15 protein-coding genes and 2 pseudogenes are annotated in these 13232 nt (G+C 33.2%); 16 read left to right on the forward strand and 1 reads right to left on the reverse strand.

From position 1 onward, the window contains the following. The first annotated feature begins 6 nt into the window (after nt 1–6). The 16 genes and pseudogenes from sctS (at nt 7) to QE177_RS10320 (ending at nt 12054) form a co-directional block, all read left to right on the forward strand. On the forward strand, nt 7–270 hold the full coding sequence (gene sctS / locus QE177_RS10245) for a type III secretion system export apparatus subunit SctS (RefSeq protein WP_280549334.1): 264 nt from the start codon (nt 7–9) through the stop codon (nt 268–270). After that, nucleotides 270–1052 carry a type III secretion system export apparatus subunit SctT gene (gene sctT / locus QE177_RS10250; RefSeq protein ID WP_280549336.1) on the forward strand — a complete coding sequence of 261 codons (783 nt, stop codon included), beginning with the start codon at nt 270–272 and terminating at the stop codon, nt 1050–1052. The genes sctS and sctT overlap by 1 nt, the downstream gene beginning before the upstream one ends. Before the next feature lie 3 nt (nt 1053–1055). After that, nucleotides 1056–2110 (forward strand): annotated as a pseudogene (gene sctU, locus QE177_RS10255) (type III secretion system export apparatus subunit SctU). 680 nt (nt 2111–2790) lie between these two features. Continuing rightward, complete coding sequence (locus tag QE177_RS10260; protein ID WP_280549338.1) at nt 2791–3609, forward strand: AraC family transcriptional regulator; 819 nt, start codon at nt 2791–2793, stop codon at nt 3607–3609. A gap of 101 nt (nt 3610–3710) precedes the next feature. Beyond that, nucleotides 3711–4538 carry a T3SS regulon anti-activator ExsD domain-containing protein gene (locus tag QE177_RS10265; RefSeq protein ID WP_280549340.1) on the forward strand — a complete coding sequence of 276 codons (828 nt, stop codon included), beginning with the start codon at nt 3711–3713 and terminating at the stop codon, nt 4536–4538. Nucleotides 4539–4588: 50 nt separating this feature from the next. Further along, entirely contained in the window at nt 4589–6367 is a 1779-nt protein-coding gene (gene sctC / locus QE177_RS10270; RefSeq protein ID WP_280549342.1) for a type III secretion system outer membrane ring subunit SctC, read from the forward strand. After that, a complete protein-coding gene (sctD, locus tag QE177_RS10275; RefSeq protein ID WP_280549344.1) occupies nt 6364–7629 on the forward strand; it encodes a type III secretion system inner membrane ring subunit SctD in 1266 nt (421 codons plus the stop codon). Before sctC ends, sctD begins: the two co-directional genes overlap by 4 nt. Before the next feature lie 3 nt (nt 7630–7632). Continuing rightward, entirely contained in the window at nt 7633–7830 is a 198-nt protein-coding gene (locus tag QE177_RS10280; protein WP_280549346.1) for an EscE/YscE/SsaE family type III secretion system needle protein co-chaperone, read from the forward strand. A gap of 1 nt (nt 7831) precedes the next feature. Further along, a complete protein-coding gene (sctF, locus tag QE177_RS10285; protein WP_280549348.1) occupies nt 7832–8083 on the forward strand; it encodes a type III secretion system needle filament subunit SctF in 252 nt (83 codons plus the stop codon). Next, a complete protein-coding gene (locus QE177_RS10290; RefSeq protein WP_280549350.1) occupies nt 8083–8439 on the forward strand; it encodes a YscG family type III secretion protein in 357 nt (118 codons plus the stop codon). Before sctF ends, QE177_RS10290 begins: the two co-directional genes overlap by 1 nt. 6 nt (nt 8440–8445) lie before the next feature. Then, nucleotides 8446–8622 carry a hypothetical protein gene (locus QE177_RS10295; RefSeq protein WP_280549352.1) on the forward strand — a complete coding sequence of 59 codons (177 nt, stop codon included), beginning with the start codon at nt 8446–8448 and terminating at the stop codon, nt 8620–8622. After that, nucleotides 8622–8957: a type III secretion system inner rod subunit SctI gene (gene sctI / locus QE177_RS10300; RefSeq protein ID WP_280549354.1), complete on the forward strand. Its 336-nt coding sequence runs from the start codon at nt 8622–8624 to the stop codon at nt 8955–8957. Before QE177_RS10295 ends, sctI begins: the two co-directional genes overlap by 1 nt. Nucleotides 8958–8961: 4 nt before the next feature. Further along, on the forward strand, nt 8962–9684 hold the full coding sequence (gene sctJ / locus QE177_RS10305) for a type III secretion inner membrane ring lipoprotein SctJ (protein ID WP_280549356.1): 723 nt from the start codon (nt 8962–8964) through the stop codon (nt 9682–9684). Between the two features lie 6 nt (nt 9685–9690). After that, a complete protein-coding gene (locus tag QE177_RS10310) occupies nt 9691–10308 on the forward strand; it encodes a SctK family type III secretion system sorting platform protein (protein WP_280549358.1) in 618 nt (205 codons plus the stop codon). Next, nucleotides 10254–10892 carry an HrpE/YscL family type III secretion apparatus protein gene (locus QE177_RS10315; RefSeq protein ID WP_280549359.1) on the forward strand — a complete coding sequence of 213 codons (639 nt, stop codon included), beginning with the start codon at nt 10254–10256 and terminating at the stop codon, nt 10890–10892. The genes QE177_RS10310 and QE177_RS10315 overlap by 55 nt, the downstream gene beginning before the upstream one ends. Nucleotides 10893–11301: 409 nt before the next feature. Further along, nucleotides 11302–12054 (forward strand): DUF481 domain-containing protein, encoded by a 753-nt coding sequence (locus tag QE177_RS10320; RefSeq protein WP_280549360.1) that lies wholly within the window; start codon nt 11302–11304, stop codon nt 12052–12054. A gap of 96 nt (nt 12055–12150) precedes the next feature. On the opposite strand, the pseudogene QE177_RS10325 reads toward QE177_RS10320, so the two are convergent. Further along, a pseudogene (locus QE177_RS10325) lies at nt 12151–12891 on the reverse strand (SDR family oxidoreductase). Between the last annotated feature and the right edge of the window lie 341 nt (nt 12892–13232).

Here is a 13232-nt window from a genome sequence, read left to right on the forward strand (position 1 = left end):
GTTAAGATGAATAGTCTAGATTTTATTTATTTATCAGAACAATCATTATGGTTAGTTTTTATGCTCTCCATGCCGCCTATTGTGGTTGCCGCTGTTGTTGGCACTTTAGTCTCATTAATTCAAGCTTTAACCCAGATCCAGGAACAAACATTAGGTTTTTTATTTAAACTAATCAGTGTCATTGTCACTTTGCTGGTCATTGCCGATTGGTTGGGGAATGAAATTTATCGTTTTACTGATCTGATCTTTCAACGGATTGTAAACTTATAATGCTTTTTCAAGAGTTACAACACTATTTATTAACATATTCGCTGTTTATTCCTCGGTTATTGGGATGTTTCACCACATTACCTATTTTGAGTAAAAAATTATTAGGCGGAACCCTATTAAGAAATGGCATCCTATTTTCTTTATTATTTTTTTTAATACCTACCATTGATGCACAATTAATCCTCAAGATCAGTAGCAATGAATACATTCTACTCATTATTAAAGAGATATTATTGGGCTTTTTTTTCGGCTTTATTGCCACAATACCTTTCTGGATGATGCAATCTATCGGTTTTATGATCGATAATCAACGCGGTACCACAATGGCTTCTATTGTTAACCCCTTGTTTGATGAACAAACCTCGCCAATGGGATTATTTTTTAGTCAAGCTTTTACCACGCTATTCTTTATTAGTGGCAATTTTCTATTTCTGGTACAAACCCTTTATCACAGTTTTTCCGTTTGGCCTGTCTATCACTTTTTACCGGATTTTAATCAGCAATTATGCGTGTTTTTCGTTGAGCAATTTAAATTGATGTTAGATAACTTTCTGCTATTAGCGGCACCTTTAGTGATTGCGATGTTTATTGTTGAATGGGGATTAGCACTCATTAGCCGTTTTGCCCCTTCACTAAATGTTTTTATCTTATCTATGCCCTTGAAGGGGGCCATTTCAAGTTTATTGTTAGTCAGTTATTTTAGTGTATTAATTTTTAATGCAGAAATAATACAAAATCAAATAAATAAAAGTTTTAAAACATTACTTCTAATGATGAGCTAAATAATGAGCGGCGAAAAAACCGAAGCCCCAACCGCAAAAAAAATAAAAGATGCACGCAAAAAAGGACAAATACTTAAAAGTAAAGAAATTGTTTCCAGTTGTATCATTGTTATTTTGTTATCACTGCTATTAAGTTTATCCTCCTTCTTTATTGAACATTTTTTATCACTGTTTGCTTATCTACAAGACAGTAGTTTGCTAGATTTTCAAACGGCAAAAGCGAGGATTGTGCCCCATATCTGGCATATTGCGATTAATATTTTATTACCAATTATAATCATAACGATACTTATTATTGTATTATCTCATCTTGCTCAGTTTGGTTTTTTACTTAACCCATCATCTTTAAAACCTGATATTAAACATATTAATCCGATTGCCGGTGCAAAAAAATATTTTCACTTAAAAATTTACTTGAATTTTTTAAATCATTATTAAAAGTTATTTTTATTGGTTTTATTGTCTGGTTTGTTATTAAAGGAAATATTAATTTTTTTTTCCACTTGCCAAAATGTGGATTAAAATGTATTCCAATATTTATTGGACAATTACTTACTCAACTGACTATTATTTGCGTATTAGGATTAATTATCATTTCACTTTTAGATTATTGTCTTGAATATCATTTTTATATTAAACAGTTAAAAATGAGCAAAGAAGAAATAAAAAAAGAATATAAAGAAATGGATGGCAATCCGGAAATTAAAGGTAGAAGAAAACAATTACATAAAGAACTACTGATTAATAACATCCGCCAACAAGTCAAACAGTCTTCAGTCATTATCACTAATCCAACTCATATTGCAATTGGCATACGTTATGTTAAACATGAAACCCCTTTACCCATCGTCACCTTAAAACAAACAGATTCCTTAGCACAATTAGTAAAAAAAATTGCTTTACAAGAAAATATCCCTATTATTCAACGAATTCCGTTAGCCCGCAGCTTATATGTTGAAGGTATTATTCATCAATATATTCCAAAAAATACCATTGAGACAATGGCTGAAGTACTACATTGGTTAATGCAAATCAATCAAACAAATGATTATCGTTAATATCATCAAGTAGGTGATTATTTACCTGTTAGAAATTCTTATCGTTAATTTTTTTACCATTATGAAGCTAACACCTAATACGAGTAAAAACCAAATTTAAATCTTATTTTTTACTCAAAAAATACATTTAATTTACATAAAATTAACTTATCTTATTAATGAGTAACTGGATAAACCAGTCAAATCATTAAAAAACTTATCAATTGAACAAATAATAAGCAAAAAACAGCAATTTATTGCCGTTAAAACCTTTTTTTAAAAATTTTTTAGCCTAAAAATACAATTTAAGTCTAATTTTACATGTTAAAATTGATCAAATTTTTAATAAAAAAAGATCATAATTAACAAAAAACTAACAATGATAGTATTTTTATTAACCTTAACTGGGTGATTATCGATCATTAAAAACGGAAAAAACGAATGATAACATAGCATTCTATCAATTAAGTGAATAAGGACATATTTTTTAATATTTGGAAATATATTCTGACAATTAGAAAAATAAAATATATAATTATTTATAACTCACAAACATAGTGAGATATTAAAATATTACTTAAACCCTATAAATAATTGACTAATTTAATATGGCATTATTCTTATGTCTAGGACCACTATTATCTGTGGTACCTATACCAAGAAATTTCACAGTAATATAAAAAATCGGAATATTATATGATATGAAAGACAATATCAGTTTTGATGAAGGCCTTGTGAGCACAATTGTGTGGAATATGCCTAATTATAATATTATAGAACACCGGAACAAGGGACTTTATATTGTGTTAGATGGGAAAGTTAGCTGGCAAGATCCCACCAACACTTATCAAGTATTGAGTAATGAAATTATCTTTATCAGACAAGGGAGTTATACGGTAAAAACTGAAGAAAAAGCTAGCACACTTCTCTGGATACCTTTGTATGACGATTTCCTAAGAAATTTTATGAGCCGATTTGGCACCTTATTAAGTGAAATTAAGCGGGATGAAAATAATACCGCCAGTTTAATTGCCTTTAGCCATTCACCATTATTGGAAGAAAGTATTAAGGGATTAAAAACACTATTAAGTTATGATTGCCATAGCGCCTTAATTGACTTACGCATTAAAGAATTACTATTATTGCTTGCTCATGGGCAACAGGGTGCAAGTCTGTTATCAGTATTTCGCCAACTCAGCAATCGACAAGCCGAGCGTTTGCAATCTTTTATGGAAAATAATTACTTAAAAGAGTGGAAACTTAATGAGTTTGCCAGAGAATTTGGTATGGGACTAACCACCTTTAAGGAGTTATTCAGTACCATTTATAACACTTCTCCCCGCGCATGGATCAGTGAAAGACGCATTATGTATGCCCACCAATTATTGATAAATACCGATCTGAGTATTGTAGATATTTCAATGGAAGCCGGTTTTTCCAGTCAGTCCTATTTTACCCAAAGTTATCGTAAAAGATTTGGCTTTACTCCAAGTCGTGCCCGAGGTGATCATGACGAATAATTAAAAATTATTGGCTAGTATTACAATCTGAAAAAAAAATGTTTAATTAAGATAAAGCGATATTATGCAATATTAAATAACGGACAATAAGGTAAATAACGATGGGATCTATTAACAATCGCTTGCATTCTAACCCTGTATTGTCTAATAGAAAGATTACTATAATAAATCCAAATAACTTGAATCGTAATCATATATTAGGAAATGAGGTCATTACTCATTATAAGCATGCCGAACCCATTCATGCACATCAAATTGAACTACTCAGACGCTTACTACCACGAGCGCTATTTGAATCGTTTTTTGCTTCAACATGGTTCAGACGTCGAGTGGAATGCAATATTCCGCTTAAACGTGAAGAACTAAAATTTATTATTCGAACTGCATCTCAACAATCCATTAATTGGGATCATCTTTTAGGTGATACTATTAATTTAACTGAACCCCATTTTTTACGTTACTGGCTATTAGAGCCAGTTTATCAATGGTGGTTAACTAGCTTAACGCCCTCTTATCCGATACTGAAAAATGAATTAATACAGCTACAAGTGCATATTAATCAACTAAAAGCCCAGTCTGAATTTTGGACCATAACCCACACTGAATTAGTCAATAAATCATCAATTCAACAAGAAATTGAGCAAAAAAAGCGTTTATCTTTAGATCAACAGCGAGATTATCAGCATAAAATTCATCAAATAGAACAAACAGCAACGCAGATGTGGCCAAATTGGTTCGTTGGCATTGAACAAATGAGTCAACAGATCAATCTGACGACATTTATGGAAGTACCTGAAAATATCCGTGATCTATGGCTATTACTGATTCAACTCGCTAAAGGGAAAGATGTTTCAGCACTTATACATGATTGGTTGTATGTTCGTCATCTATGCTTGGAGAACGACAGTTTTTACTGGTGTTCAGATTAATAACAAAGGTAAATAGAGTAGACAATTTATGTGCCCCGATCATCGTTATCATGGAATGGGCGGACCATTTCTTTTTTTTTTTCTTTTTCTTCTCTATTAATGCATATGCACAAGATTTAGATTGGCTACCTATCCCCTATAGTTATATTGCTAAAGATGAAAGTTTAACGGATATTTTGGTTAATTTCGGCGCTAATTATGATAGCGCCGTCATTGTTAGTCACAAAGTAAACGAACAAGTGAGTGGCCACTTTGCTAAAGAGACACCAAAAGCGTTCCTGCAACAACTGACTAATCTCTATAATCTTACTTGGTATTATGATGGTAGTGTACTTTATGTTTTTAAAAACAGTGAAGTGCAATCAAAGCTGATCAAATTAGAAAACACTACTGTTAAAGCATTAAGAAAAGCATTAATTGATTCCGGCATATGGGATAAAAAATTTAGTTGGAAGCCTGATCCCCACCATCAATTAGTTTATGTTTCTGGCCCGCCCCGTTATATTGAATTAGTCATGCAGACTGTATCCGCACTAGAACAACAAGCGACAATGCAACAAGAACAGGGACTACCCTTAGCAATTCAAGTTTTCAGTTTAAAATATGCTTCTGCTGTTGATCGGATCATCAAATATCGTGACGAACAAATTCAAGTACCTGGCCTGGCTAGCATCTTAGCAAATATGGTCAGTACCGCGCAAATTAGCCAAATCAATGATGACAAGATAACAACACAAAAACCCAATGGCCATAAAGCTATGATCCAACCAGAGCCGTCTATTAATGCCATTATTGTGCGTGATCTGCCTGAAAGAATGCCAATGTATCAACGCCTGATCCATTCGCTCGATAAACCAACTGCCAGAATTGAAGTTGCGCTCTCAATTATTGATGTGAATGCCGATAATCTGTCGGAATTAGGCATCGATTGGGGAGTCGGACTCAAGGCTGGACAACATCATCAAATAAATATTGCCTCCACTTTAACTCAAGCCGCCTCGCCGGTACTCGGTAGCCTGCTGGATAAACAAGGGTTAAATTATTTAGTGGCTAAAGTCAGTTTATTGCAAAGCCAAGGCATTGCTCAAGTTGTCTCTAAACCCACTCTACTTACCCAAGAAAATACCCAAGCCATCATCGATCATAATGAAACCTACTACATCAAAGTCAATGGAGAACGGGTCGCCGAATTAAAAGGCATTACTTATGGCACACTACTTCAGATGACGCCAAGAGTAATTCAAATCGGTGATAAACCTGAAATTCATCTAGTTTTACACATTGAAGATGGCAATCAAAAACCGAATAGCTCAGGGGTCGATGGCATTCCGACCATCAATAGAACCATTATCGACACGGTTGCCCGAGTTGAACAGGGACAAAGCCTCGTTATCGGCGGTATATTCCGTGACGAAGTGATTAAAACCAGCAGAAAAGTGCCTTTACTCGGTGATATTCCATTATTAGGCGCACTATTTCGTAGTCAAGGCAACCAAACCCGCCGAGCTGTCAGAATTTTCATTGTCGAACCAAAAATTATTGATAAAGGTTTAGCCAAATACTTATCGGTTGGTAATCAAAGAATATTACCCAAGCGATTATTAAACATTGATGAAATCTCCAATCAGAACCTACCATTAAGCAAAATTTTAAGCGACGCCCAATGCCAATCCCTTGATCAAGCTAAACGCATTCAAACCCTGTTTAAACAAGCTAATAAAGAGGCGATTATTGCCAGTTGCAATAAAGCTGATCAGCCAGGCTGGCGAGTTATTGATCTCTCTTGCAGTGAAGATCAAATAGAATGTATTTATAAGGCATACCAATGAATTGGAAAATTCGCTTTTATAGTGGCTTAAATAAGGGCGTTGAGACAGAACTGGCTAATGGGCGCTTTATAATTGGCTCAGATCCAGTACAAGCCGATTTAATTCTGGTTGATGCGGGTATTGAAGCCGTTCATTTGATACTGGAAATTGAAGAAGATGGCATTAGAGTTATCGACTGGTCTTGTGAAGAAACGCCACAACAAAATGGCCAAGCGATAAGTCAGGGTGAAATGCTGCTTCCATGTAACCGACAAGATGCCGGTATGCTGATTTGGAGCTATAGCACGGTCAAACAGCAACTGCCTGCTAACCCAGATGAGTTAACTGATAATCATATTAAGCTGATTAATAGTCAACAACAGCATAGACACAAAAAAAGAGTAATTTTTATTGTTATTGCTATTCTTTCGATATTATTCGTCAGTTTGTATTTGTTGTTTTTAGCCGGCCCGGCTGAGATCGATTATATTCAGGAACAACATAAACTACAAAATTACCTGAATAAAGAAGAATACAAGTATATTACCATGCGAATCGAGCAAGATAAGCAACTCTTTATTTTCGGTGGTTATGTACAAAATAACCAGCAACGTTTGCTGATAAAGCGTTATCTGGATAATAACAACTTAAATCATCAATTAAATATTTATTCGATTGAAGAAATTAAACAAAGCGTAAAATATATCCTACATACGATGGGTTATAATCACATTGAAGTGAACAACAGCGAAAAAGTCGGTTGGATCGATCTATTTGGTGAAGTACGTTTTATTAATAATAAATCCTGGGGTAACTTAGCAACTATTCTTAAACGTGATGTTGCCGGCTTAAAAGGAATTAATAATCATGTCAAAATAAACGACGATCACCTAAAAAAATTAGTCGAATTATTAGAGCAATACGAATTGATAAATGTTCTTATTTATAATGAAAAAGAGAATAATATTATTGAATTATATGGTTATTTAAATGAAAAACAGCGACAACAATTTATTGAATTACAGCAAACATTTAATATTGAATTTAAGCAAAGGTATAAACTTAAATTAATCAAAGCCGATAATCATATTAAAAAAAAAGAGATCAGATTGGATATTAAAGGTATTTCACTGGGACGTTCACCTTATCTTATTCTAAGAAATAATATGAAATATCCGATAAATTCAACCCTACCCACAGGAGAAACTATTACTGCAATCGAAGATAATAAAATTATCCTTAAAAAAAATAGTCAGGAAATTATCATTACGCTAAAGGAATAAACGATGTTGACAGAGCTGGAAAAAATAGTCAGCGATAACGCGGAATATATTAAAATTCAACATTATCTTTATGACCAATTAAATAATTGTCGTAAAAAGCTTAATATACCACTATTACCTGATGAACATCAGCAAGTCGCCCAACAGCAAACCGCCATTTGGGCAGGGATCACTGTTTTAGAAAAGATTAAACGGAGTTAATATGGCCGCTATTTTTGATCATAATAAAGGCATAAAACTAGATGATGTTGCAGATAAACTAAAAGGGATTGCAGATACAACATCTGAAGATGTCAAAAATGCTATTGATGCGCTCAATACTTCCCCAGACAACCCAGCATTAGTGGCTGAACTACAGCATAAAATTAATAAATGGTCAGCCATTTTTAATATGAATTCAACGATTACCCGCTCAATGCGCGATATGATCCAGAGTATTTTACAAAAAATCTAATGATGGCCATGCAAATAGAAAAACTATTAATTGAACTAGCAATTATCGCCGTAGAAAAAGAGTATTTAACGGAGGCTAATGATATTTATTGCTGGCTAAAACAATTAGATAAAAAATATCTGGAATCAGCATTACTGATAAAAATACTTATTTTGCTGCGCCAGGAACAATATCAAACTATTTTAGAGCTGGCACAACAACATCAGCAACTAAATTTAATGCCTTTTTTTATTTTATCTGCCCATCAGTTAGGGTTAGCAAAAGAAAAAAGTGATTTTTTTACTAAACTCACTATTAATAAAAGTGAACATACAGATTTAATTAATTTTGCTATAGCGTTAATTGAAAACAAATAAAATAATATGAAAATAAATAATCATTTTTATCAATACAATTTTGAAATAAAAGAGCAAGTAACAGATAATAATCAGATTACGGCTACAACAGATAATATTGCGATTAAAAATCAGAAAATTTTATTTGATGGATTAATAAAAAACTTAAGTCAACATACACATCAAATTGACAAGGATGAATAATGGATATTAAACAGCTCAATAGCAACATAAAATTTAATTTAGATGAAATTAATCAATCGATAGAAAATGTTAATCCAATTAATAATCAATTCGCGCCAAGCACGAGCTCAACAACCCATGGTGGCAGTTTTATCGATCAAATAGAAGCAGTACGCCGAAATATGAGTCAAGCAAAAAGTGAATTCCAGCAAAATATAAATAATGAAGAGTTATCACCGCAAAAATTAATGCAAGTACAGTGGTCGCTGATGAGAATTACGCTACAAGAAGAATTGATTGCTAAAACAGCTGGTAAGATCACGCAAAGTATGGAAACTTTATTAAAGGCACAATAGCAATATGAAGAAAACGCCGATTATCTTAATGTTCTTATTATTGCTGCTGCTAACTGGCTGTAAAACGGATCTCTATACTGGCCTAGCGCAAAAAGAAGCTAATGAGATGTATGCATTACTCAGAAATGAGGGAATTGCTATTCATAAAGAAGCTGATAAAGAAAATACGATCAAATTGTTGGTTGATGAATCAGACATCGCTCAGGCGACTGAGATCCTGAAGCAACATGGTTATCCGAGAGAAGTTTTCTCTTCGTTAAAAGACGTTTTTCCAAAAGATAGTTTGATTTCTTCTCCCGTTGAAGAGCAAGCTAGACTTAATTTTGTTAAAGAGCAGGCGCTAGCAAAAACTATATCACAAATAGATGGCGTGCTTAATGCTCAGGTTCATGTTGTGTTGCCCATTAGTAATGACAAAAATAGCCACTCTTCAGCTTCTGTATTTATAAAATATGCACCAAATGCTCAATTGGACAATTATACTCCACAAATAAAGCGATTAATTAATAACAGTATTGCTGGATTAGATTATGATAGAATTAGCGTGGCACTGATACCCGGCAATGAAATCTTACCCAGCAATACATTTAGTCAAGATAAACATTTTCTAGGTATTGAGATTAATGAAAACTCTTATAATAAATTTATTATTCTTGTCTGTTTACTCATTTTTTTACTTATTAGCACTAATCTACTGCAATATTTCCTTAATAAAAGGAAATCTTAATAAAATATGCTGACACTTTTCCAATTACAATATTGCCCGGCACTTTATATTAATATTGAAAATTTTCCTAATCTTTGGCAAAAAACGCTGCAAAGTCTACCTCATTGGCGCCACTCAAAAAATATAAATAAAATTATTTTTAAACATTATAAATTAAATAACAATATTATAAAAATTGACAAAAGTGAAAATATTGCGCTTTTCCCCGAATACGAATTCAATCAAATTTTAGCTTTATTAGGTATAATGTTGCATATTAAATCGCTTTCTCATTGTATTAATAGTAAACAAATCGGTCTTATTATTAATGAGATCGGTAAAGAGAAATATCGCTTTTGTTTAGCCAATGCGAATTTTATTATTGGTAATTGGCCAGAAGGCTGGCAACAAAAATTACCCCTTGAGATGCATATAAACTATTTTCGTCAAGTTGGACTTAATTTTTGGTTAGAAACGATCAACCCAAATAATGTCGATTTAATTAAACGCCTAAAACTACGGTTACCCAAAAAAAAGATAGAGAAAAATATTACTCTATCCGATAAGTATAAACCCGTTGCAGAGATACTATGTCAAAAGATAACCAAAGAAGTCAATTTACAATGCTACCATTTACTCAAATAGATGGTCAGATTGAAATTAACGATGAAATAAAAATTTTAAAAAAAGCCGATTATCAATCCTATCTTAATGGCCAAGAATTTATTGATATTGCTAAACAACATGCTAGAAAAATTGAAAATGATGCAGATAGTATTTATGAAGTTCGTTACACCGCAGGCTGGCAAGAAGGCTTGGCACAATCCACCCAGCAACAAGCAGAAATCATTCATCAAACTTTAATAAATTGCCAAATTTTTTATCAACAAGTAGAAAGCCAATTAGTTAATATCACTATAGAAGCGATGCGCAAAATTATTGCTAATTATGAACCTGATGCGCTTTTATATAAAAATATCAGCCAAAATCTTGCGCTGGTACATCAACATAAAAAAGTTATCTTACGCATTTCCCCTAAGCAAGTTAATTTTTTGCAAACTAAATTAAGCGAACTACATAAAATACAACCAGCAATTGAGTATATCGATATTGTTGAAGATCCGAGATTAGAAGAGAAAGATTGTATTTTAGAAACCGAAGTCGGTATGTTAAATGCCACTATCGAGAGTCAACTTAATGCAATAAAGCAAGCCTTACTAGGAAAATAAGTATTATATTAATTGATACCAATAGATAAAAAATTAAATAATATTATTCTGCTGTAAAAATTCATTTTCCACACCTGACAATGATAAAAAGCAATCCGGCTTATAGTAAATTTGTTATAAGAAAATTCCTATATTTAGTTTGTTTTTTAATAATTCAAAAAAGACGATTACTAAATAGTGAATTAATTTTTTATTATAGATATTAATAGGTTAAATTATCACTTTCGGTTAGAATTAATCAAGTAAAATATTAATTGAAATATATTTCACTGTTTAGTCAGTTACTTTAATTAAATGGCAACAACTAAACATTGCTGGCACAAAAGCATAATTTTATCTATATTGGAAAATTATTAAACTACATGATTCGTTTAATTTAGATAACATGCAAGGCATAATAGGAGAACGCATGATCACCTTTGATAAAAAAGTTTTATGGATGACATTTTTTATTAGTCCGCTTGCGATAGGTAATGATAGCCTATTTACCGTTATGGATGACCCTGCAACGGCAAAAAAGGATATTGAAATGTCAATATCAGGTGGTTATCAAGTACAAACAGGAAACTCCAAGAACTCAAACCTAACAGCAAAAACGGCACTAACGCTCTATTCTTCAAACTTAGCTTATAGCTTTTGGGGAAATGCCACCAACAACTCTTCCAATGATAAAAGATCATCGGAAACCTATCAGTTGGGTGCCAGGGCACGATACAATTTAACTAAATTTGATTATCTATTCACTCAGGCTAGCTGGTTATCGGATAGATATAATGGCTTTGATTCTAAAGACGTATTTGCCGTCGGTTATGGTCGACAAATCTTCGATGGCCCCATTCATTCACTGAAAGTTGAAGCTGGCCCAAGTGTTAGATATGAACATTTTACTAATGGTGGCCATGAAATAACAGGATTAGGTTACATTGGTGCCAACTATGAGTGGAAAATTAGTGACAATACTAAATTTAAACAAGGTATATCATTTTTTACCCGGCTCAGTGATGACTCTTCCGCTATTTCAGAAACTGTTTTGCAAGTTAACATGAGTGAACGTCTGTCACTTAATTTGATTTACAATATTAACTGGAATGACAATCCTCCACTCTCGGCACCAAAGCGGATTAGCACCAAAACATCCATCCAACTCGGTTATGCTTTCTAATAAATATATTAGTAATGCTAGTTTACTAACAAACTTATTTATTCGTAATTAATAAAATAAATAGACCTATCTAACTTAGGTCTATTGAAAATATCATTAAAATTCTTGTCGGGTTGGACGAAATAAAATTTCATTAATATCAATGTTTTCTGGTTGTTTTATAGCAAAAATTACCGCTCTAGCATAGGAATCTGGCGGAATGGCATAATCGTTATAAAAAGATCACATTCTGGCAGCAATATCGGGATCCGTAATACTATCAAGCAATTCACTCGTGATTGCCCCTGGCGAAATCACGGTTGTTCTAATATGATACGGTATCATTTCTTGACGCAAACCTTCCGAGATCACCCGCACCGCCGCTTTGCTAGCAGAATAAACTGCACTGCCTGGCTTTACCTTATGTCCTGCGACTGACGAGGTATTAATAATATGGCCACTCATCTGTTTTTTCATATAGGGTAGCGCCGCTGCTATGCCATAAAGCACACCTTTTAAATTAATATCAATCATCTCATTCCATTCATCTATATGACAATCTTCTAATAGTGATTGCGGCATAATACCGGCATTATTAACTATCACATCAATTCGGTTATACAAAGCAATTGCTCTGTCAACTAATGCCTGCACTTGTTCAGGTTTTGTTACATCGGTTGCGACAACAGCATCTTTATCAAGATTTAATTCCTCGGCTAAAGATTGCAACCGTTCTAGACGACGCGCACCTAAAACCAGCTTAGCGCCGTCTTTAACTAAATGGCGAGCCAGCTCTTCACCTATTCCACTACTTGCACCGACCACGACAATAACTTTATTGGCAATTCCTCGTGTCATAATCATTATCCTTTTTTATAGACCCTTCATTAGGATGTTTGTCTCAGCAGTTGACCGTTTTTCGATTTAATCTATTGAAAAAACATTTTTTTCAGCCATGTAGCTGCGCTATAGCTTAAGGTTGCTTATCCGACTGAGATAAATAGTGCAGATAAAATATTCAATGTCCTTAATGTGTTCAGCAGCTTATTGTTCAACAGCCGTATTTGCCTCTATTCACCGTTAAGAAAATTTTGTCAGTGATTTGCTCTTGCTCGTTAGATAAAATAGCCTGTAATGAACAATAGTTAATTCTAACTATAGTAAAAAATAGGCCACTAATGTTGATAAAAAAAATAAAA

Source organism: Arsenophonus sp. aPb (assembly GCF_029873475.1).
GTDB lineage: Bacteria > Pseudomonadota > Gammaproteobacteria > Enterobacterales > Enterobacteriaceae > Arsenophonus.